A 20,453-nucleotide genomic window follows, 5' to 3' on the forward strand; every position below is an offset into this window, starting at 1 on the left:
AGGGGTTTTGGGTTTTTCTTTTCTACCGTGCCGCCCGAACACGCTCCAACAGCCGCAGCGACGCATAGCCATCCGGCAATAGCCCCTGCGCTGTTTGGAAATTCCGCACCGCATTGATCGTCAACGGGCCAATTTTGGCGTCAATCTTTACCGTATCGAACCCAAGCGCGGTGAGCTGCGTTTGCAGCTCAATCCGCTCGTCATAGGTCAGCGCCCGATCTTGCAGCGGCCAACTATGCGCAATCGGTGCACCCCCGGCGATCCTGTCGCTTAGATGGCCAACACCGATCACATAGGCATCCGCGGTATTATACCGCTCGATCACCTCGAAATTCGAAAAGATCATGAATGCCGCACCCTCAGCACCACCCGGCAGCAAAATGGACGCAGGGCCATGATCGGGAACGGTGCCGCCGCGGGTATTCGTGACACCAATCGCCGCCCATTCTGCGGGCGTTTTCAGAATTTTGCGGTCCGCCAGCAGATAGTCGAACCCGTCAGGCAGCGTCACCTCAACACCCCAAGGCTGCCCAAAGGTCCAACCGAAATGTTTTAGATAGGCCGCCGTCGATGCCAGCGCATCACGGGGGTCATCGCCCCAGATGTCACGCTTGCCATCTTTGGTGAAATCCACGGCGTAGCGCTGAAAGGACGATGGCATAAATTGCGTATGCCCCATCGCGCCAGCCCAACTGCCGGTCATCTTGGCAGGGCTGGTATCGCCCGCCTGCAGGATTTTCAAAGCCTCCAAAAGCTCGGCTTCAAAGAACGCCTGCCGCCGCCCGTCATAGGCCAAAGACGCAAGCGAACCGATCACGCCATCCCTGCCTCGAAACGTCCCGTAAGCGCTTTCCAGCCCCCAAATGGCGACAACCACTTCTTTATCTACACCGTATTGCGCTTCGATTTCCGCAAGCGCAGCGCCCTGACGTTCAAGCGCCGCTTTGCCGTTTGCGATCCTTAAATCCGAGGTCGCGGTTTCCAGATAATCCCAGATGGTTTTGGTAAATTCGGATTGGTTGCGGTCACGGCGAATGACGTTTTCGTCATATGTGACGCCTTTGATCGCCGCATCGAACACTGCAGCATCGATCCCAGCTGCCAATGCACGTGGGCGAAAATCAACCAACCAGAGTTGGAGGCCCGCATCATCCCCTGCCACACTCTGATCTGCAACTGTTTGCGCCACGACAGGACCAACCCCGGCCCCCAAGGCGAACAACGCGGCCAATACCCAAACCCGAACACTCATTATCAGTTTCCTACCCTGCTTCTGACCTCAAGCGTATCGGCAAACTGACGCCCCAGAAAGCCCCGCCAAGGTCATGCGCAGACTACCGCCGTGTCCGTTTCACCTTGCGTTTGACCTTGTCGGCCTTCCGCTTGGCTTTGACACCTTTGCGCTTCGGGTTGGTTCGCCCGGCTGGCCCGCGCCCACCACGCCCGCCTTGTGGCAGCGCCTTGCCGTCCAGTGTCAGCAGCTCAAGCGCGATACCGCCTGTGACAGGTACAGCTTCGGTCAAACGCACGGTTACACGCTGGCCAATGCCGATCAAAATCCCGGTATCAGACCCCATCAGGGTGTTCGCCTCGGGGTCGAAATGGAAATATTCCCGACCCAAGGACCGCATCGGCAGCAGACCATCCGCACCGGTTTCATCCAGCTTCACAAAGGCCCCGAACCGCGCGATACCGCTGATCCGGCCCGAGAACTCATTGCCCACACGTTCAGACAGATACGCGGCAAGATAGCGGTCGGTCGTGTCCCGCTCAGCCGTCATTGAACGACGTTCGGTGTCCGAGATATGTGCGCCGGTTTGTTCAATTTCTTCAATGTCTTGGGGCGACAGGCCATCCTTGCCCCAGCCATGCGCAGTGATCAGAGCACGGTGAACAATCAGATCGGAATAACGCCGGATAGGCGAGGTGAAATGCGCATAAGACCGCAGCGCCAGACCAAAATGCCCGATATGCGCGGGGCCGTAATAGGCTTGGGTCATCGACCGTAGGGTCGACAGGTTAATCAACTCGGCATCGTCCGAACCCGCCGCATCGTTCAGCAACTTGTTCAGATGGCGCGTATGCAAAACCTGACCCTTGCCCAGCGTGTATCCCGCCGCCTGCGCCGTTTCACGCAAGGCATCCAGCTTGGCCAAAGTCGGTTCTTCGTGAATGCGGAACAGCAGCGGTGTTTTCTTTGCCACCAAGGTTTCGGCGGCGGCGACATTTGCCAACACCATGAATTCCTCGATCAGACGATGTGCATCCAACCGATCCTTGAAATTCACCGATTTAACGGTCCCGTCCGGGTCCAGCTCAATCCGCCGCTCTGGCAGGTCCAGATCAAGGGGCTCGCGCTCGGCTCTAGCCGTTTTCAGCGCGGCATAGGCGGCATAAATCGGCTTTAGAACAGGCTCTAGCAAAGGCCCTGTGCGGTCATTTGGTCGGCCTTCGATGGCCTCCTGCACTTCCTCATAATGCAGCGACGCGGGGGATCGCATCAAACCACGGTGAAAGCTGTGGCTGACCTTTTGACCCTTGGCATCCAGCACCATACGCACAGCGATACAGGCACGCGGCACGCCCTCGTGCAGGGAACACAGATCGCCCGACAAACGGTCGGGCAACATCGGCACCACACGGTCGGGGAAATAGGTGGAATTGCCGCGCTTACGCGCCTCGCGGTCCAGCGCCGATCCGGGTGTGACATAGGCCGACACATCCGCAATCGCGACCCAAACCACATGGCCGCCCTCGTTCTTGGGGTCCTCATCCGCATGGGCATAGCACGCATCATCATGATCCCGCGCATCGGACGGATCGATCGTAATCAGCGGCATATCACGCAGGTCTTCGCGACCTTTCAAGCCTACGGGCTTGGCCGCGTCAGCCTCGGCGATCACATCATCCGGGAAGGCATCTGGGATACCGTGCTGGTGAATGGCGATCAGCGATACGGCCTTGGGCGCAGACGGGTCGCCTAAACGGTCGACGATCCGCGCGCGCGGCAGGCCCATACGGCCCTTGGGGCCAGCTTGTTCGGCCTCGACCAACTCGCCATCTTTGGCCCCGTAAGTCGCGTCGGATGCAACGGTCCATTCCTTGTCGCCACCTTTGTCGATGGGAACAATCCGGCCGCCTTCGGTTGTCTTGCGAAAGATGCCCAGCACCTTTTGCGGGTTAGCCCCGATCCGGCGGATCAATCGTGCCTCGTAATGGTAATCCTCGCCCGTGACCAAGGTCAGGCGCGCCAGAATGCGGTCGCCCGCCCCCAATGCGGGGTCGGATGCACGGGGAATGACCAGCACAACGGGTTCCACCCCTTCGCCTGCCCATTCCATCGGCTTGGCAAACAGATCGCCGTCATTGTCGGGGCCAATGATCTGCAACACAGACACCGGCGGCAGGCGATCAGGGTCGCTATAGCTACGTTTGCGCTTTTCAAGATGGCCGTCGGCTTCCAGCTCTTTCAGCACACGTTTAAGATCGATACGCGCAGCACCTTTGATCCCGAACGCCTTTGCGATGTCACGCTTGGCGGTCAGGGTTGGATTGGCGGCGATCCAATCAAGGATCTCGGGCTTGGATGGTATTTTGCTCATGCTTTAGCAGGTAGCACGCGTACCCCGGTTCGTCATGGGCAAATCGTCGATTGTATCTACGTCTTGCAAGGTCGTGATTATTGCAATGCGGTGATCTGGCAAGGTCGCGATGGTATCGGCCAGCGCATATTCCGACGACCAGCGCACGCCATCAAACAAACCCGGCGGCACAGCGCGGGTGCGTTTCAGCCCGATCAGCCAGTACCCGCCATCCGGCGCAGGCCCGAAAACGGCATCATGCCCGCCCAACGCCTGAAACGCCTTGGCAATTTCAGCGCGGGTAATGCCGGGAATATCCGCACCGATCACACAGACAGGCCCCGCCGGTGCCCCCCGCAACATCCGCGCCATTCGGTCGCCCAGATTGCCGTGGCCCTGCGGCACCCGCGCGATATGGTCGGGCCAAACGCGACTGGTTAGGCCCGCGCGATCAGGCGTCACAGCAAGCACCACGTTCCAGCGCGGGTCTTGGATGGTACGGATCAAGCGGCGGGTTTGATGGCGAAACCACCACGCGGCGGCGGTCATCCCCAGATCACGACCCAAGCGCGTTTTCACCCGACCGGGACGCGGTTCCTTGACCATGATAACCAGTGTGCCCTTTCTCAAAGCGACAGCACCATTTCGCGGTGATCGATCCCTGCATCATCAAAGATCGGCCCCTGCGCGACAAAGCCCAGTTTTTCATAAAAACCCAACGCATGAACCTGCGCGCCCAGTTTGACTGTTTTCACGCTTGAATGTTCACGTGCCACGTCAATCGCGGCGTGGATCAGGGCGGCCCCCAGCCCCGTCCCGCGATGTGATTTCAAGACACAAACACGGCCGATTTTGGCGACATCGCCCTTGATATGAAGGCGGGCCGTGCCAATCGGAATTGCGTTTTCCGTCGCCAAGATGTGAATACCATCAGCATCAAGATCATCCATTTCATCAGCTTCTGAAACGCCCTGTTCTTCGATGAACACGATCCGGCGCAGCAGATGACAACTGGCCAGATCATCGCTGACTGCAATCTCGATACTCATGCGAAATAATCCGTCAGAATCCGTGTGTAGATCGCCTTGAGCTGGTGAATTTGCGCGACTTCGACGTTTTCATCCACGGCATGCATGGATTGCCCGACAAGGCCAAATTCAACGACGGGACAGTGGTTTTTCACAAACCGCGCGTCAGATGTGCCGCCCGTCGTCGATAGTTCGGGCGTCACGCCAGTTTCGGCAGCAACCGCCTTGGACACCAGATCAGACAGAGCGCCCGGAGGTGTGATAAAGCTTTCGCCGGAAATTTTCACTTTCAATTCAATCACCACACCGAAAGCGTCGCGGATGGTGGCAACCTGATCTTCCAGCCACTTGGTCAGGCTTGCGCCGGAATGCGTGTCGTTGAACCGGATATTGACGGTCGCGCGGCACTCGGCAGGAATTACATTGGTGGCCGGATTTCCGGTATCAACCGTGACCACCGCCAGCGTGGACGGGTCAAAATGATCGGTCCCTTCATCAAGGGTGTGCGACGCAAGCTGATCCATCAAACGCATCATCGCAGGCAGCGGGTTATTGGCGCGGTGCGGATAGGCGGAATGGCCCTGCTTGCCTACGATACGGAAATGCGCGTTCAGCGATCCACGGCGGCCAATCTTGATCATCTCGCCCATTTTATTGGGGCATGTGGGTTCGCCCACCAGACAAACATCCATCCGCTCGCCAGCCTGCGCCATATAATCCAGCAAGGCACTGGTGCCATCAATGCCCTCAGCTTCCTCATCTCCGGTGATGGCCAGCACGATCGACCCGTCAGGCGGGGTGTCGCGCACGAAATCCACCGCAGCGGCAGCAAAGGCTGCAACGCCGGATTTCATATCCGTCGTGCCGCGCCCGTACATGACCCCGTCTTTGATTTCTGCGCCAAAGGGCGGATAGGTCCAATCCGTCTCATTCCCAATGGGCACCACATCCGTATGCCCGTTGAACCCGAAGCAGCGCGTGTTGCCCTTGTTGCCCCAGCGGGCGAACAGATTGCGAATACCGCCGCGATCCGCCCACGTACATTCAAACCCAGCGTCGCTTAGCAAATCATGCAGAATGTCCTGGGCCCCTGCATCCGCAGGCGTCACCGAAGGGCATTTCACCAGCTTTGCGGTAAGATCGACGGGGTCAATATGCGTCATTGTGGGATCCTTTAGGTATGATTTCTATTGGTTTCCCTACACTTGTGGCGAAAAAGGCGCGGTGCCAAGGGGGATGACACCGAAAATGATAACAGTCGGCCAATTTCCATGCTACCTTGGCCACAATAATATTACCCGAGGCAGGGCATCAGCAGGCGTGACACCGGAAAACCGGGTCATCCATCAAAACTAAATCTGGCCATTTGCGGGGGCAAACCCTGTGGGTCATGCTGATATCTGTCGCCTCATCTACGCGTTAAGGTGACAGGCATGATGGCAGCGTCAAAACATCCCAGAACAGCGATCCAACGGTATCGTACTGCCGCAGCACCAGTGTTTTGTTCTCTGACATCGTGGCCTGACCGATGACGTGGATCGCGCTGGCACATAACGAAGATCGACGGTTTTCGCCCCTAGGCCTAGGCACCGACAAACGTGACGCCCCCGTCTGCGGCACCGGTCAAGACGACATGCTCACGCGCGGCAGCATCATGTTCGAGACGCAGCAATCGCCCGACGGCAAACCACGGCTGTTACTTGGGTATAAATCAACCTTTCCATGGCTGCGCAGTCTGGCATTTCAGGCCATTCCGGGGGGCGGTGTCGCCTTGGTTCAGGTGCAGGGCGAAGACATCACCCATGCCGCGATCCAACACAAGGACAGCGGCCGCAACGACGTCATGCGCATTACCTATTCGTGGGACAGCACCGCGAAATGGGGCCGCCTCGCGATGGAGGATCCCGAAAGCAGCCACATCGTAACGGTTCCCGTTGCCAACCCAAAACCGATCTTGGTCGATGACCTGCGCAATATGGTGTTGGGCCGGGGCGATCAGGCAATTTCATCCGACGTGATTTTTGCGGCAGTTTCCGACCAGATTGAACCCATTGGCCCGATGCCGTCGCTTTTGCCGTCGACCCCGCTTGCCACGCCGTGGGGGTTCAAACCGCTGTCCACCCTCAAACGCGGCGACACTGTCACCACACAGGATTCAGGTGTCGTGCCAGTGTTGCAAACCGTCTCAAGAACCGTGCCGGCCTGCGGCAGCTTTGCCCCGATCCGGCTGCGCGCGCCGTATTTTGGGCTGCAACAAGACATTATCGTCGCCCCGGATCAACGGTTGGTCATCGATGGGCCCGAGGTCGAATATCTTTTCAGCAAAGAGGCGGTGCTGATCCCTGCACGCCATCTGGTCAACGGCTTTGCCGCCATGCAAGAAACCTGCGGACCGACGATCACCTATGCGCAGATTCTACTGCCCTCTCATGAAACGATGATCGCGGCAGGCACACCAGCAGAAAGCCTGTATATCGGTCGCATACGCCGCCAAGCTGATCAGATGGCCAGCAGTATTCTAGCCGGGTTCGACCGGAGCATGCTGCCCGAACATCATCAGCCTGCTCATACTGTGTTGAAACGGTTCGAAGCGATCACACTGGCCAGTCGCCGCGCGGCGTGATCAGTCGAAAAACGGCGTGATATGCGCAACGATGACCGAATTTTCGTCCAGCGCCCGCGCCATCAAAGCACGTTCATCCTCGTCAATCTCGTGACCTTCGGCCTCGCGTTCAGCCAAGGTGCCATATCCGGTCACATCCAGCGGGTTCGTATCCGCCTGCTTTAGGATCGCCACGGTTTCACGCACGGCCTCAGCCTCGTCTATGCCGGAGGCAAAGCACATCAACGCGGCACCTGTTGCCTTGTCGGGCAGCCCGTCACCGTCTTTGCGCCCGATCTCGACCAGCAAGGTATAGACCTGCTGGCGTGATGGTTTTTTGGGTTTTTTCTGGTCAGACATAAAAAGGGCCACCGCATAAAGATGCGGCAGCCCTAGCGTGTTCTGAAGCCTGTGAAAAGGGTCAGCTGCGCCCGCGCAGGGCACGCCAGGCCCAAATCACCAGACATGCACCGACCAAACCAACGAAAAGCTGGGTCAACCACGCATCAGCGGCATAGATATCCAGCAAACCAAGAATGAAGTTCAGCACAACAGCACCGATGATCCCCAAACCGATATTCGCCAGTATTCCGGTGTTCGCCTTCATGATCATGCTCGCGATCCAGCCCGCCATGCCACCGACGAAGATCGAGCCAATAAAACCTAAACCCATAACAGCACTCCTTTGTCATATGCCCTTGGCGATTGACCCGCCAAAGGCATCGTTTCGTTCCACCTTAGTCGCGCAGCAGTTCGTTGATCGACGTTTTCGAACGGGTCTTTTCATCGACGCGCTTGACGATCACGGCGCAATACAAGTTCACACCGTTTTTCGAAGGCATAGAACCCGCGACGACAACAGAACCTGCTGGTACTTCACCATACATGACTTCGCCGGTGTCACGGTCAAGAATTTTGGTGGACTGACCGATGAACACGCCCATGCCCAAAACGGACCCTTCGCGCACGATACAGCCTTCAACCACCTCAGAACGCGCGCCGATAAAGCAGTTGTCTTCGATGATTGTCGGACCCGCCTGCATGGGTTCCAGCACGCCGCCGATGCCGACACCGCCGGACAAGTGCACATTTTTACCGATCTGCGCGCAGGACCCGACTGTGGCCCACGTATCAACCATCGTGCCGCTGTCGACATAAGCGCCAATGTTCACAAAGGACGGCATCAAAACAACGCCCGGCGCGATATAGGCCGATTTGCGCACAACGCAGTTAGGAACGGCACGGAAACCGGCGGTTTTCCATTCGTCATCGCCCCAGCCTTTAAACTTGCTGTCGACCTTGTCCCACCAGCCTGCGCCTTGCGGGCCGCCGGTTTGGTGTTCCATGTCCTTGATACGAAAGCCCAACAAAACGGCCTTTTTCGCCCACTGGTTCACATGCCAATCACCATTTTCCTGCTTTTCAGCGACGCGCAGTTTGCCGCTATCCAGCGCGGCCAATGTGGCTTCGATCGCATCGCGCTGTTCGCCTTTGGTGGCAGACGTAATCGTGTCGCGGGCATCCCACGCAGCTTCGATTGCGGTTTCAAGTTGGGCGTTAGACATAAGGTTGGCTCCGGAATATGGGGTCAGGTGTTGCGCATGGCTATACCCCCGTCACGTTGTGCACGCAATCATAACGGCTGGCGTGGTCATTTACACCGAACGCAGGCATGCTATCTGCAACGATCAAACCGGAGAATTTGATGACCGACCACACACGCCACCCTTTGCGCGACGCCGTTGCAGACAGCGCCAAAGCAAAGGAAGTCCCCGACACGCCGCAAACCCGCGCACCCGCGTATCGCCTTGCCTTTACCGATCAGGAGTTCATGGGCCATGACGCGCTGCGCCCCGTCAGGTTGCAGCTAGAGCTGCTGAAGCCCGAGATGGGGCTAGACGCCCATGGCGTCACGTCGACAATTGTATTGTTTGGCGGCGCACGCATTCCCAGACCTGCCGACAAAGACAAGGCGCGCACCAAAACGCTGGCCGATCTTTCGCATTTCTATGAAGAAGCACGCGAATTTTCGCGGCTGATGACCCTGAAATCGATGGAGAGCGGGAACCAAGAGAACGTTATCGTCACAGGCGGCGGCCCCGGCGTGATGGAGGCAGGCAATCGCGGTGCATCAGAGGCAGGCGGGCAATCCATCGGGTTGAACATCGTGCTGCCGTTTGAACAGGCCCCGAACGCATATGTCACGCCAGAGCTGTGCTTTAACTTTCACTACTTCGCGATCCGCAAAATGCATTTCCTCATGCGGGCGCGGGCGATTTGCGTTTTTCCGGGGGGCTTTGGCACCATGGACGAAACATTCGAGGCGCTGACCCTTATTCAAACCGGCCGCATGTCGCGGGTGCCGTTTTTGCTGTTTGGTCGCGCCTTCTGGGAAAAGATCATTAACTGGGAAGCACTGGCCGATGCCGGCACCATCTCGGCCGAGGATCTTGACCTGTTCAGGTTTGTTGAAACCGCAGATGAGGCGATGCACGTGATTGATAATTGGGAACCCGCACCCGCGCGGGATGCGTTGCCCGGCAGGTAGTGCGCGGCGCGTCGATCAGGCGCACAGCTCGGGTGGTAAGGTACATACCTTTACGTGATGCGGAAGGGTCTCAAGGATGTGACCATTTTCCGTATCACGTACGTGGTACCCGAACCCTGCCAACCGATGCTTCCACTCGCGAAACGACAGTGCACGCTCGCGTTCACGCATGATCAACGCCATCACTTCGGCGGTGATGAAGGCGTCATTTTGAATGATAATAGCCATTACTGATTGCTCCCGGTTGTGAGGTTGATGGAAGCAATATCTTTGGGGCGATGTTTTAATGTCCCCTAAACGGCGGGGGCGCAATGTTGGGTTAAGGGCAGATGCACCGAAATTAATATCGCCGAATTTAGCAAACTTTCACCACGCAACAGCATTCGCTGCCGCCGCATGGCTGGGCAAACAAGATGTCATCAGCTTTGCAGGCTTACAAACCTGCGTCTGCCTCGATCTGCTTGCGTGATTTGCGGGCGCGCTCGGTCGCTGATTTCAACTGACCGCAAGCCGCCATAATATCCTCGCCCCGTGGTTTGCGAACGGGGGATGCATAGCCTGCCTTATAAACAATCTCGGAAAACGCACGAATCCGGTTATTCGACGACCGCTTGTAAGGCGCGCCGGGCCATTCGTTAAATGGGATCAGGTTGATTTTCGCAGGTATCCCACGGATCAATTCAATCAAGCGATACGCATCCGCGTCGCTGTCATTCACCCCGTCCAGCATCACATATTCAAAGGTGATCCGCTCAGAATTGCTTACCTTTGGGTACACCCGCAACGCCTCGATCAGTTCAGCGATATTCCAACGTTTGTTGATCGGCACCAATGTGTTGCGCACCTCGTCCGTGGTGGCGTGGAATGACACCGCCAACTGGCAGCCGATTTCCTCAGCCGTTCGGGCAATTTCCGGCACCACACCTGACGTCGACAATGTAATCCGGCGCCGCGACAGCTGGATACCTTCGGGGTCCATCGCGATCTTCATCGCGTCGCGCACGTTCTCAAAGTTATAAAGCGGCTCGCCCATGCCCATCAGAACGATATTGGACAGTAAACGGGGCGCTTCGGTAATCGTACCGGGAACAGGCCATTCGCCCAGATCATCGCGTGCCACCATGACCTGGCCGATAATCTCGGCTGCGGTCAGATTGCGCACCAGCTTCTGCGTACCTGTGTGGCAGAACGAACAGGTCAATGTGCACCCAACCTGAGAGCTGACACACAATGTACCGCGCCCTTCCTCGGGGATATACACCACCTCGACCTCGTGCCCGCCTGCAATGCGCACCAGATATTTGCGTGTGCCATCTTCTGACACCTGCTTGGTCACAACCTCAGGCACCGCGATCACGAATTGTTCGGCCAGTTCAGCGCGAAACGCCTTGGACAGGTTGGTCATGTCCGCAAAATCGCGCGTGCCCCATTGGTAAATCCACTGCCAAATCTGACCGACCCGCATCTTGGCCTGCTTTTCTGGCGTACCGTGCGCGATCAAAACCTCACGCATCGCGTCACGTGTCAAACCGACAAGGTTAATCGGCCCGTCCGGCAATTTGCGCGGAATGGTCATAACATCTTGGGTGATCGGCGCGGTCGCAGACATGGGGATTCTCCGGGATGGGTTTCAGCGCTCTATATAGGCATTCGCGCCCAGATCAAAAGGAAAGGCACCTTTCGGCGGCCCTTGGCCGAGCGCGAGCCGACGATTCCGCCCTTAAAACGTGAAAAAGGCCCCGCTGGCGGCGAGGCCCCTTTCATAATCCCCTAAGGTCTTAGCCGCCGCAGCGCTTCGCCGCGTCCTCGACAGCCGCCGTAAAGCCAAGCAGCGAAAATGTATCTTTGGTTTGCGTGCCACGGCCGGAACGCGCGGTCATGATTGCAGTGGCACCGCGCTTCATCGCTGTAATGATTTTCTGGTCATCATCCGCGGTCGCTGGCCACGCCCATTCACCTTCGGTGAACAGCTCGAATGTGGTGCCGCTGATATCCATATTCACAGTTGAACCGGATGCGAACGGATACCCGCCGGTAAACGCAACCTGCCCCTTGGCCCCAGCGCTTGGGCGGTAAAAGACCATCAACAACGTCTGCCCACGGTTCACAGCAACCACACGTCCATCGCGCGAATTCACCATTTCCTTGGGCGTTGAAACGCCCCAGCATTCGGTCGGATTATCCTCGACGAACACGCTCCAGTCGGTTTCCGCGGCAACACGGTTTGTGCTTTGCGACTGCGCCAATACGCCCGTTCCGGCGAGCCCTGCCAACGCCAAGGCAAAGCCAATCGTTCTCAATGTCATCATTTACCTAGGCCTCCAGCCGCCATAATCCTCAACATTTCACCAACTCCACCGGCAGCCCTTCAGAAGGCGCTCTTTAAAGGAACTGTATTTATCTCGACAACAAGCATAATAACGTCAAACAGGCGACCGGCGAAACCCTGATTGGCAGGAATTCGCCCAAGAAAAGGACGAAACATGACCCAACCAGCCCCCTTTGCCGAGATTTGGCGCGGTGCCTTCCTTGAAAGCGTGCATTCCGGCCATGCGGTTGTGTGTGATGACAGCGGTCAAATCGTCCACGCATGGGGCAACCCCGAGGCGGTTATTCTCCCGCGTTCCTCGGCCAAGATGATCCAAGCATTGCCACTTATCCGTTCTGGTGCGGCAGATGCGATGGGGCTGGGCACGCAACATCTGGCCCTTGCCTGCGCGTCACATCAGGCGGCCGATTTGCACACCGGGATCATAGGCAAATGGCTGGATACAATGGGCCTTTCCGACAGCGATTTCCGCTGCGGGGCCGCGGTTCCCGGCGATATCGATGCGCGTGACGCCCTGATCCGCGCGTATGAACAACCCTGCCAAATCCACCACGAATGCTCCGGCAAACATGCGGGCTTTCTGACCGTGAACAAACACTTGGGCGGCGGTGCGGATTACGAAAAACCCGATCACCCCGTTCAACAGGCCTGCCTCGAAGCCTTCGAGGAAGTCACAGACCGCAGCACATTCGGCTATGGCATCGACGGATGTTCCGTGCCTAATTTTTCAACAACTCTGCATGGTATGGCCCGTGCGATGGCGCATTTTGCTGCCGCACCCGACGGCTCAGCCGAGGCACGCCTGCATCAGGCGATGCGCTTGCACCCTGAATTGGTGGCCGGCGAAACCCGTTCCTGCACCGATCTGATGCGCGCCATGGATGGAAAGGTCGCGATCAAAACCGGTGCCGAAGGGTTCTTTATCGCGATCCTGCCGGACCAAAAATTAGGCGTCGCCCTCAAAGCATCCTGTGGCACCCCCCGCGCCGCCGCCTGCGCCATCGCGTCCATTCTGGTGAAACTCGGGGCCCTTGACCCCAACCACCCCGAAGCACTGAAATACCGCAATGCCCCCATCATAAACCGGCGCGGCATTGTCACAGGCAGCCTGAAACCAGCGCCCACATTCGCCTAAAAGGCGCATTGCCCCATTCCAAATGGTCTAAAATCCCGGGGTATGGGGCAGCGCCCCATGCACCTATCGATTATGCGATAAATTCGTCTTTGGCATAGCCTTGCACATATAAAAGCGCCGTCAGATCGCCAAAGTTAATCCGCACATCGCATTCCGCCGCCACAGCGGGTTTGGCATGCAAGGCAACGCCCATGCCCGCACGGTGCAACATACCCAGATCATTCGCGCCATCCCCTACGGCCAGCACGTCGGCCTCGGCCAAACCCAGTTGCGCGGTGATCCCTTCCAACGCATCTACCTTGGCCTGCTTGCCCAAAATCGGATCACGCACATGTCCGGTCAGCTTACCACCTTCAACCAACAGCGTATTCGCCCGGTTTTCATCAAAGCCTAGCGCCTGCGCGACTGAGGCTGTGAATGCCGTAAATCCGCCCGACACCAGTGCGGCATAGGCCCCGTTCGCCTTCATCGTCGCCAGCAGCGTTTTGCCGCCCGGCATATAGGTAATTCGCTGCTCCAGAACCTGTCCGATAACAGCTTCGTCCAAGCCCGCAAGCAGCCCCACGCGTTCCCGCAGCGCCCCTTCAAAATCCAGCTCACCGTTCATCGCCCGCGCTGTGATGTCCTTGACCCGGTCACCAACGCCCGCTTCGTCGGCCAGCTCATCAATGCATTCCTGCTGGATCATCGTGCTGTCCATATCGGCCAGCAGCATTTTCTTGCGCCGCCCTTCGGCGGGCACGATGATCAAATCAACGCCCATCCCCTGACACTCGGCCCAGATATCCCAGCGGTTTGCGGGCATGCGCAACATATCAAAGCTAGCCGCCTCATCCGGGGCCAGCCAAACGGCATCACCACCCCCCCATGCATTGCGCAAACTATCAACCAAAGCGGCATCCAGCCTTGGTTGATCAGGGGAGGTTAACAAAGTCACACTATGCATCGTCGAGTTTCCGATCCGCGTCAGAGCTGTCGTAAAAAGCCAATCAAGCGGCGTTCTAGCGGCATTTTCACGCTTGTGCCAGACCGCGCGCCCCTCTAGACGCAGCGGTGGGACACCCTTCCCCAACGAAGGGCGCTTATCTGAAAGGGTAGCTAAATGGCTATTAAGACTCCGACCTCGCGGCCGATGAATCCGCGTTTCTCCTCTGGCCCGTGTGCCAAACCCCCCGCATATGATCTGACCAAGCTTGCAAGCGCGCCTTTGGGCCGCAGCCACCGCGCTGCACCGGGCAAAGCCAAATTGCTTGAGGCGATCGAAACCACCCGTGAAATTCTGGGTGTACCGGCTGATTATAAAATCGGCATCGTGCCCGCCTCCGATACCGGTGCCTACGAGATGGCCATGTGGACCATGCTGGGCGAACGCCCCGCTGAAATGGTCGCGTGGGAATCGTTCGGCGCGGGCTGGGTCACGGACGCAGTCAAACAGCTGAAAATCGAACATTCTGTCCACACCGCTGATTACGGTCAGATCGTGGATATGGCGTCGCTCAACTATGACAACGATGTTTGCTTTACCTGGAACGGCACCACATCCGGCGTGCGCATGCCCTCAGGTGACGTGATCCCGGCAGACCGCAAGGGCCTGACCCTGTGCGATGCAACATCCGCCGCCTTCGCGATGGATCTGCCGTGGGACAAGCTGGATGTCACCACCTTTAGCTGGCAGAAAGTGCTCGGCGGCGAAGCGGCGCATGGTATGCTGATCCTCAGCCCACGCGCAGTGGAACGCCTCGAAAACTATACTCCCGCATGGCCCCTGCCCAAGATTTTCCGCCTCACCAAAGGTGGCAAACTGATCGACGGCATCTTTAAGGGTGAAACCATCAACACGCCTTCCATGCTCTGCGTAGAAGACTACTTGCTGGCGCTGGACTGGGCGAAATCCGTTGGTGGCTTGCAAGGATTGATCGGCCGCGCCGATGCCAACACCGCAGCAATTGCCAAATTCGTGGAAGACCACGATTGGATCGACTTCCTTGCTACCGATCCGGCGACACGGTCCAACACATCTGTCTGCCTCAAGTTCACGGATGACCGCATTACAGACGGTGCCGCATTCGCCAAAGCCGTTGCAAAACGTCTGGCCGACGAAGATGTGGCGCTTGACGTGGGTGCCTACCGCGATGCCCCTCCGGGCCTGCGCATCTGGTGCGGCGGCACGGTTGAAACCTCGGATATCGAGGCGATGCTGCCGTGGCTTGCTTGGGCGTTTGAGTCCGAAATCAACGCATAATTCCGGGTTCTCCACCCTGCGCAAAACGTAGGGTGGGTGCCAACCCAAACCCCCATTCTATCTTATAAAGGAGCGCCAAACATGGCCCCCAAAGTTCTCATTTCCGACAAGCTCTCGGACGCCGCCGTTCAAATCTTCAAAGACCGCGGCATTGACGTCGATTTCCAACCCGATCTGGGCAAGGACAAAGAAAAACTCGCCGCCGTCATTGGCAATTACGACGGTCTTGCCATCCGCTCGGCGACCAAAGTGACCGAAACGATCCTCGCGAACGCGACCAACCTCAAGGTCATCGCCCGCGCCGGTATCGGCACCGACAATATCGACAAAGACGCCGCATCGAAAAAAGGTGTGATCGTCATGAACACGCCTTTCGGCAACATGATCACCACCGCCGAACATGCCATCGCGATGATGTTCGCTGTCGCGCGCCAAATCCCCGAAGCATCCGCATCGACCCACGCGGGAAAATGGGAAAAATCCAAGTTTATGGGTGTGGAGCTGACAGGCAAAACCCTTGGCGTGATCGGCGCGGGTAACATCGGCGGTATCGTTTGCGATCGCGCACGCGGCCTGAAGATGAAAGTCGTGGCCTATGACCCCTTCCTAAGCGAAGAAAAGGCCCAGAAAATTGGCGTCGAAAAGGTCGAGCTTGACGAACTGCTGGCCCGCGCCGATTTCATCACGCTGCACGTGCCCTATACTGACCAAACCGCCAACATCCTGTCCAAGGAAGCCTTGGCCAAGACCAAGAAAGGCGTTCGCATCATCAACTGTGCCCGTGGTGGTCTGGTGGACGAGGAAGCCTTGGCCGAAGCGTTGAAATCCGGCCATGTCGCCGGCGCGGCATTCGATGTGTTCAAGGAAGAGCCCGCAACCGAAAACCCGTTGTTCGGCCTGCCAAACGTGGTCTGCACCCCGCACCTAGGCGCTGCGACGACGGAAGCACAAGAAAACGTGGCCCTGCAAGTCGCCGAACAAATGTCCGACTATCTGCTGACCGGCGCGGTTTCCAACGCGTTGAACATGCCATCGGTTACGGCTGAAGAAGCCAAAGTTATGGGCCCATGGATCACATTGACCGGCCACCTTGGTGCGTTCATCGGCCAGATGACGGACGAGCCGATCAAGGCGATCAACATCCTGTACGATGGCCAAGTGTCCGAAATGAACCTGAACGCACTGAACTGCGCCGTGGTTGCCGGCATCATGAAACGCGCCAATCCTGACGTGAACATGGTCAGCGCGCCCGTGGTTGCCCGTGAAAAAGGCATCCAGATCAGCACAACGAACCAAGATAAATCCGGCGTGTTCGACGGCTATGTCAAAGTAACGGTGGTGACCGAAAAGCGTGAACGCTCAATCGCGGGCACGGTATTCTCGGATGGCAAACCCCGCTTCATCCAGATCAAAGGCATCAACATCGACGCTGAAATCGGTGCGCATATGCTCTATACCACCAACGAAGATGTCCCCGGTATCATCGGGACATTGGGCCAGACGCTTGGCGCAAACGGTGTGAACATCGCGAACTTTACCCTGGGCCGCTCGGTCGCCAAGGGCGAAGCGATTGCCCTGCTCTATATCGACGATGTGGTTCCCCCAGCGACAATCAAAGCGTTGCAAGACACAGGGCTCTTCACCCAAGTCAAAGAGCTTGAATTCGACGTCGCCTAAACCTTGGCTGACGACTAAAAAATCAAAGCGCCCCCTCAAGGGGCGCTTCTTTGTTTTCATCTATTGGCATCCAGATTGTCGCTCGGGCCAAGGCGTGCGTTCTACACTCCTGTAAACGCCTAAAGGTGCCCCGTTTCTTGCTGCAAAAACGCTGGCTCGGCTTTCCCTTTCCAGGCGGATCAGGCATCATACCCCCAAGCAAAAAGGAAACGCGTTTATGTCCACGCCCATCTATGCCGTCGGCGATATCCACGGCCAACTCGACGATCTGCACCGCGTGTTGGAACTGATCGAAACTGATGGCGGCACAGACGCTGAAATCGTGTTTCTAGGGGACTACGTTGATCGCGGCCCCGACAGCAAAGGCGTCGTTGATCTGCTGATGAACGGCATCACCGGCGGCCGCAACTGGACTGCGATCCGTGGCAATCATGATCGCTATTTCACCCGTTTTCTGGACGATCAAACGGTGTTTGACCCCGCCACACGGGCCGATCTGTTCTGGATGAACCCACGTTTGGGCGGCGACAAAACCCTGCTGTCCTACGGCGTCGAGGGCGAAGATTACGCACCCGTCGATCCCATCCACCAAGCCGCACTTGAGGCGGTTCCACAAGCACACCGCGATTTCCTAGACAATCTGCCAAACATCCACACGACCGAAAATCTGATTTTCGCCCATGCAGGCCTGCGCCACGGTGTCCCGATCGAGGATCAAATCGAAGACGACCTGATCTGGATTCGCGGCGACTGGCTAACGGAATACCATGACTTCGGCCGCCCGGTCGTGCACGGACATACCGCCGTCGACTACCCCGAACACCACGGTTACCGCATCAACCTTGATGCCGGCGCGGGCTATTTCAAACCGCTTCAGGCCGCCGTCTTTGAAGGGTCAGACGTCCATGTCATATCCGACAAAGGCAGGGTTCCCCTTCACCCGAAAAGCTAATTCCAAATGGACCTAAATCCCGGGGGAGACCCGGCAGCGCCGGGGCGGGGGCTGGCCCCCTAAACCCCGGTCCAGTCCAGAACCACCTTGCCGGACAACCCCGATTTCATCGCCGTAAACCCGGCCTCAAAATCATCCGCACCAAAGCGATGTGTTATGATCTTTGATACGTCCAAGCCGTTTTCCAGCATGGCAATCATCTTATACCAGGTTTCGAAAATCTCGCGGCCATAGACGCCCTTGATGGTAATCGCCTTGAATACGATACGGCTCCAATCGACCGGTGATTTTCCGGGTGGGATGCCTAACATGGCGATGCGACCGCCCATGGTCATCGCCTCGAACATTTGATCCAGCGCCATCTGGTTGCCAGACATCTCCATCCCGACGTCAAAACCTTGCTTCATCTTCAGCTTGGCAATGACATCGCGCAGGTCTTCCTGCGCAACGTTCACCGGGGTCACATCTGCGACCTGCGCGGCCAATTCCAGCCTTGCAGGATTAACGTCCGTGATCGCAACATGCCGCGCGCCAACGTGACGCGCGACGGCAGCGGCCATAATCCCGATGGGGCCTGCACCCGTAATCAACACATCCTCGCCCACCAGATCAAAGCTCAGCGCGGTGTGAACAGCATTGCCAAGCGGATCGAGGATCGCCCCGATGTCATCCGAAATCTCGTCCGGCAGAGGCACCACGTTAAAGGCAGGCAAACGCAAATATTGCGCAAAGGCCCCTTGTTCATTCACACCAATACCGCGTGTCGCAGGATCAAGGTGAAACTTGCCAGACCGCGACTGCCGGGATGTTTTGCCGATCAAATGCCCCTCGCCCGAACAGCGCTGGCCGATACTCAGATCAGTCACATTGCGACCAAGCTCCACAATCTCTCCGGCAAATTCATGGCCCGTAATCAGTGGTACGGGCACCGTGTCTTTGGCCCAATCGTCCCAGTTCCAAATATGAATGTCGGTCCCGCAGATGCCGGTTTTATTAATCTTGATCAGCACATCGTCCGGCCCGATTTCAGGCACCGGGGCGCGGGTCATCCACAACCCTTCGCGCGGCTCTGACTTGCACAGCGCTTTCATCTGGTTGCTCATGTCAAAACACCACAAGCTTTGCCCGCCACCTCGAACGCGACCAACGCGCGGTCTAGTTCATCCTTGGTCAATGCCGCATTCATTTGCGTCCTGATTCGGGCCTGCCCCCGTGGAACAACCGGGAAGAAAAAGCCGCTGACATAGACGCCTTCCTCGAACAACTTGGCCGCCATATCCTGCGCCAATTGGGCCTCGCCCAGCATCACAGGAATGATGGGATGTTCGCCGGGCAGCAGATCAAAACCCAACTCCGTCAACCCTTTACGCCAATAGGCCGCGTTCTCGAATAGCTGCGTGCGCAGGTCATCGCCTTGCTCGACCAGCTCCAACGCTTTGATACCGGCCATCACAATCGACGGCGGCAAAGAGTTCGAGAACAGATAGGGCCGTGCGCGTTGGCGCAGCAGATCAATCACGGGCTGCGGCCCAGCAATATAGCCACCGATCGCCCCACCAAGCGCCTTGCCCAGCGTACCTGTCAGAATATCCACATCAACGCCGAAATGCGCCGGCGTTCCCGCACCTTTCGGCCCCATGAACCCGGTCGAATGGCAATCATCGACCATCACCAGCGCCTCATATTTTTCGGCCAGTCGGGTCACTTCGGGCAGATTGGCCAGATAGCCATCCATGCTGAATACACCATCTGTCGCGATCATAATGAAACGCGCACCTTCGTCGCGGGCCAGCTTCAGCTGCCCCTCCAGGTCGTTCATGTCAGAGTTCGCATAGCGATAGCGCTTGGCCTTGCACAGCCGGATACCATCAATGATCGACGCATGGTTCAGACTATCCGAAACGATTGCATCTTCGGGTCCGAAAAGCGGCTCGAACAGGCCGCCATTTGCATCGAAACAAGCAGCGAACAGAATAGAATCATCCTTATCCAAAAACTTCGCCAGTTTCTGTTCAAGCTCGCGGTGGATGTCTTGGGTGCCACAGATAAAGCGGACGGATGCCATGCCGAAACCTTTGGGTTCCATGGCATCTTGGGCGGCTTTAATCAGGTCAGGATGGTCGGCCAAGCCCAGGTAATTATTGGCACAAAGGTTGATGACCTCGTGCCCCCCGACGGTGATATTGCCCGACTGAGGCGAGGTAATGAGCCGCTCGCGTTTCATCATGCCATCGGCGTCGATCTGGGAAAGCGTGGTCGCAATGTGATCTAGATAGGCTTGGGTCATGGCAAAGCTCCTTTTTCAAAGCTTCTACCATAACGGAATGCGATCCGGGAATAGGGGAAATCCTATATGGCG

Annotated in this window: 20 protein-coding genes; 6 read left to right on the top strand and 14 right to left on the bottom strand. The window is 57.5% G+C overall.

The window, feature by feature from the left end:
• Nucleotides 1-22: 22 nt before the first annotated feature.
• The 5 genes from WNY39_RS08615 to dapE form a co-directional block, all read right to left on the bottom strand.
• Nucleotides 23-1,252 (bottom strand): lytic murein transglycosylase, encoded by a 1,230-nt coding sequence (locus WNY39_RS08615; RefSeq protein ID WP_342845156.1) that lies wholly within the window; start codon nt 1,250-1,252, stop codon nt 23-25.
• An 82-nt stretch (nt 1,253-1,334) separates the two neighbouring features.
• The gene (gene rnr / locus WNY39_RS08620; RefSeq protein ID WP_342845157.1) at nt 1,335-3,602 is read right to left on the bottom strand and encodes a ribonuclease R; all 2,268 of its coding nucleotides are present in this window, start codon (nt 3,600-3,602) and stop codon (nt 1,335-1,337) included.
• Nucleotides 3,603-3,605: 3 nt separating this feature from the next.
• Nucleotides 3,606-4,187: a TIGR04282 family arsenosugar biosynthesis glycosyltransferase gene (locus tag WNY39_RS08625; RefSeq protein WP_342845398.1), complete on the bottom strand. Its 582-nt coding sequence runs from the start codon at nt 4,185-4,187 to the stop codon at nt 3,606-3,608.
• Between the two features lie 20 nt (nt 4,188-4,207).
• Nucleotides 4,208-4,630 carry a GNAT family N-acetyltransferase gene (locus WNY39_RS08630; RefSeq protein WP_342845158.1) on the bottom strand — a complete coding sequence of 141 codons (423 nt, stop codon included), beginning with the start codon at nt 4,628-4,630 and terminating at the stop codon, nt 4,208-4,210.
• Nucleotides 4,627-5,772: a succinyl-diaminopimelate desuccinylase gene (gene dapE, locus WNY39_RS08635; RefSeq protein ID WP_342845159.1), complete on the bottom strand. Its 1,146-nt coding sequence runs from the start codon at nt 5,770-5,772 to the stop codon at nt 4,627-4,629. The genes WNY39_RS08630 and dapE overlap by 4 nt, the downstream gene beginning before the upstream one ends.
• 365 nt (nt 5,773-6,137) lie before the next feature.
• On the opposite strand from dapE, the gene WNY39_RS08640 reads away from it, so the two are divergent.
• On the top strand, nt 6,138-7,232 hold the full coding sequence (locus WNY39_RS08640; protein WP_342845160.1) for a Hint domain-containing protein: 1,095 nt from the start codon (nt 6,138-6,140) through the stop codon (nt 7,230-7,232).
• Here the strand turns inward: WNY39_RS08640 and WNY39_RS08645 are convergent, their stop codons facing one another.
• The 3 genes from WNY39_RS08645 to dapD form a co-directional block, all read right to left on the bottom strand.
• On the bottom strand, nt 7,233-7,571 hold the full coding sequence (locus tag WNY39_RS08645; RefSeq protein WP_341232706.1) for a hypothetical protein: 339 nt from the start codon (nt 7,569-7,571) through the stop codon (nt 7,233-7,235).
• Between the two features lie 61 nt (nt 7,572-7,632).
• Nucleotides 7,633-7,884 (bottom strand): GlsB/YeaQ/YmgE family stress response membrane protein, encoded by a 252-nt coding sequence (locus WNY39_RS08650; protein ID WP_342845161.1) that lies wholly within the window; start codon nt 7,882-7,884, stop codon nt 7,633-7,635.
• Between the two features lie 64 nt (nt 7,885-7,948).
• Nucleotides 7,949-8,776, bottom strand: coding sequence for a 2,3,4,5-tetrahydropyridine-2,6-dicarboxylate N-succinyltransferase (dapD, locus tag WNY39_RS08655; protein WP_342845162.1), 828 nt, complete (start codon nt 8,774-8,776; stop codon nt 7,949-7,951).
• Nucleotides 8,777-8,916: 140 nt separating this feature from the next.
• Between dapD and WNY39_RS08660 the strand changes: the two genes are divergently transcribed.
• Nucleotides 8,917-9,759 (top strand): LOG family protein, encoded by an 843-nt coding sequence (locus WNY39_RS08660; RefSeq protein WP_342845163.1) that lies wholly within the window; start codon nt 8,917-8,919, stop codon nt 9,757-9,759.
• A gap of 15 nt (nt 9,760-9,774) precedes the next feature.
• On the opposite strand, the gene WNY39_RS08665 is transcribed toward WNY39_RS08660, so the two are convergent.
• From WNY39_RS08665 to WNY39_RS08675, 3 genes are all read right to left on the bottom strand, one after another.
• A complete protein-coding gene (locus WNY39_RS08665; protein WP_341232710.1) occupies nt 9,775-9,987 on the bottom strand; it encodes a hypothetical protein in 213 nt (70 codons plus the stop codon).
• A gap of 205 nt (nt 9,988-10,192) precedes the next feature.
• Nucleotides 10,193-11,368: a 23S rRNA (adenine(2503)-C(2))-methyltransferase RlmN gene (gene rlmN, locus WNY39_RS08670; RefSeq protein ID WP_342845164.1), complete on the bottom strand. Its 1,176-nt coding sequence runs from the start codon at nt 11,366-11,368 to the stop codon at nt 10,193-10,195.
• 169 nt (nt 11,369-11,537) lie between these two features.
• Nucleotides 11,538-12,068, bottom strand: a complete 531-nt coding sequence (locus WNY39_RS08675) for an invasion associated locus B family protein (RefSeq protein ID WP_342845165.1) — start codon at nt 12,066-12,068, stop codon at nt 11,538-11,540.
• A gap of 174 nt (nt 12,069-12,242) precedes the next feature.
• On the opposite strand from WNY39_RS08675, the gene WNY39_RS08680 reads away from it, so the two are divergent.
• A complete protein-coding gene (locus tag WNY39_RS08680) occupies nt 12,243-13,223 on the top strand; it encodes an asparaginase (protein WP_342845166.1) in 981 nt (326 codons plus the stop codon).
• A gap of 70 nt (nt 13,224-13,293) precedes the next feature.
• Here WNY39_RS08680 and serB read toward each other — a convergent pair whose 3' ends face one another.
• Entirely contained in the window at nt 13,294-14,169 is an 876-nt protein-coding gene (gene serB / locus WNY39_RS08685; protein WP_342845167.1) for a phosphoserine phosphatase SerB, read from the bottom strand.
• 156 nt (nt 14,170-14,325) lie between these two features.
• Here serB and WNY39_RS08690 point away from each other — a divergent pair, with 156 nt between their 5' ends.
• From WNY39_RS08690 to WNY39_RS08700, 3 genes are all read left to right on the top strand, one after another.
• Nucleotides 14,326-15,465 (top strand): phosphoserine transaminase, encoded by a 1,140-nt coding sequence (locus WNY39_RS08690; RefSeq protein ID WP_342845168.1) that lies wholly within the window; start codon nt 14,326-14,328, stop codon nt 15,463-15,465.
• Between the two features lie 81 nt (nt 15,466-15,546).
• Nucleotides 15,547-17,142 carry a phosphoglycerate dehydrogenase gene (gene serA, locus WNY39_RS08695; RefSeq protein WP_342845169.1) on the top strand — a complete coding sequence of 532 codons (1,596 nt, stop codon included), beginning with the start codon at nt 15,547-15,549 and terminating at the stop codon, nt 17,140-17,142.
• 217 nt (nt 17,143-17,359) lie between these two features.
• Nucleotides 17,360-18,094, top strand: coding sequence for a metallophosphoesterase family protein (locus WNY39_RS08700; RefSeq protein WP_342845170.1), 735 nt, complete (start codon nt 17,360-17,362; stop codon nt 18,092-18,094).
• 59 nt (nt 18,095-18,153) lie between these two features.
• Here WNY39_RS08700 and tdh read toward each other — a convergent pair whose 3' ends face one another.
• A complete protein-coding gene (gene tdh, locus WNY39_RS08705; protein WP_342845171.1) occupies nt 18,154-19,197 on the bottom strand; it encodes an L-threonine 3-dehydrogenase in 1,044 nt (347 codons plus the stop codon).
• The gene (locus WNY39_RS08710; protein ID WP_342845172.1) at nt 19,194-20,381 is read right to left on the bottom strand and encodes a glycine C-acetyltransferase; all 1,188 of its coding nucleotides are present in this window, start codon (nt 20,379-20,381) and stop codon (nt 19,194-19,196) included. The genes tdh and WNY39_RS08710 overlap by 4 nt, the downstream gene beginning before the upstream one ends.
• Nucleotides 20,382-20,453 lie beyond the last annotated feature (72 nt).

The organism is Sulfitobacter sp. AS59 (assembly GCF_038899995.1).
Taxonomy (GTDB): domain Bacteria; phylum Pseudomonadota; class Alphaproteobacteria; order Rhodobacterales; family Rhodobacteraceae; genus Sulfitobacter.

What these genes read in the sequence shown, in the direction of transcription:
- WNY39_RS08615 (WP_342845156.1), bottom strand. Translation starts at nt 1,252, where the DNA reads ATGAGTGTTCGGGTTTGGGTATTGGCCGCGTTGTTCGCCTTGGGGGCC.
- rnr (WP_342845157.1), bottom strand. Translation starts at nt 3,602, where the DNA reads ATGAGCAAAATACCATCCAAGCCCGAGATCCTTGATTGGATCGCCGCC.
- WNY39_RS08625 (WP_342845398.1), bottom strand. Translation starts at nt 4,187, where the DNA reads ATGGTCAAGGAACCGCGTCCCGGTCGGGTGAAAACGCGCTTGGGTCGT.
- WNY39_RS08630 (WP_342845158.1), bottom strand. Translation starts at nt 4,630, where the DNA reads ATGAGTATCGAGATTGCAGTCAGCGATGATCTGGCCAGTTGTCATCTG.
- dapE (WP_342845159.1), bottom strand. Translation starts at nt 5,772, where the DNA reads ATGACGCATATTGACCCCGTCGATCTTACCGCAAAGCTGGTGAAATGC.
- WNY39_RS08640 (WP_342845160.1), top strand. Translation starts at nt 6,138, where the DNA reads ATGACGTGGATCGCGCTGGCACATAACGAAGATCGACGGTTTTCGCCC.
- WNY39_RS08645 (WP_341232706.1), bottom strand. Translation starts at nt 7,571, where the DNA reads ATGTCTGACCAGAAAAAACCCAAAAAACCATCACGCCAGCAGGTCTAT.
- WNY39_RS08650 (WP_342845161.1), bottom strand. Translation starts at nt 7,884, where the DNA reads ATGGGTTTAGGTTTTATTGGCTCGATCTTCGTCGGTGGCATGGCGGGC.
- dapD (WP_342845162.1), bottom strand. Translation starts at nt 8,776, where the DNA reads ATGTCTAACGCCCAACTTGAAACCGCAATCGAAGCTGCGTGGGATGCC.
- WNY39_RS08660 (WP_342845163.1), top strand. Translation starts at nt 8,917, where the DNA reads ATGACCGACCACACACGCCACCCTTTGCGCGACGCCGTTGCAGACAGC.
- WNY39_RS08665 (WP_341232710.1), bottom strand. Translation starts at nt 9,987, where the DNA reads ATGGCTATTATCATTCAAAATGACGCCTTCATCACCGCCGAAGTGATG.
- rlmN (WP_342845164.1), bottom strand. Translation starts at nt 11,368, where the DNA reads ATGTCTGCGACCGCGCCGATCACCCAAGATGTTATGACCATTCCGCGC.
- WNY39_RS08675 (WP_342845165.1), bottom strand. Translation starts at nt 12,068, where the DNA reads ATGATGACATTGAGAACGATTGGCTTTGCCTTGGCGTTGGCAGGGCTC.
- WNY39_RS08680 (WP_342845166.1), top strand. Translation starts at nt 12,243, where the DNA reads ATGACCCAACCAGCCCCCTTTGCCGAGATTTGGCGCGGTGCCTTCCTT.
- serB (WP_342845167.1), bottom strand. Translation starts at nt 14,169, where the DNA reads ATGCATAGTGTGACTTTGTTAACCTCCCCTGATCAACCAAGGCTGGAT.
- WNY39_RS08690 (WP_342845168.1), top strand. Translation starts at nt 14,326, where the DNA reads ATGGCTATTAAGACTCCGACCTCGCGGCCGATGAATCCGCGTTTCTCC.
- serA (WP_342845169.1), top strand. Translation starts at nt 15,547, where the DNA reads ATGGCCCCCAAAGTTCTCATTTCCGACAAGCTCTCGGACGCCGCCGTT.
- WNY39_RS08700 (WP_342845170.1), top strand. Translation starts at nt 17,360, where the DNA reads ATGTCCACGCCCATCTATGCCGTCGGCGATATCCACGGCCAACTCGAC.
- tdh (WP_342845171.1), bottom strand. Translation starts at nt 19,197, where the DNA reads ATGAGCAACCAGATGAAAGCGCTGTGCAAGTCAGAGCCGCGCGAAGGG.
- WNY39_RS08710 (WP_342845172.1), bottom strand. Translation starts at nt 20,381, where the DNA reads ATGACCCAAGCCTATCTAGATCACATTGCGACCACGCTTTCCCAGATC.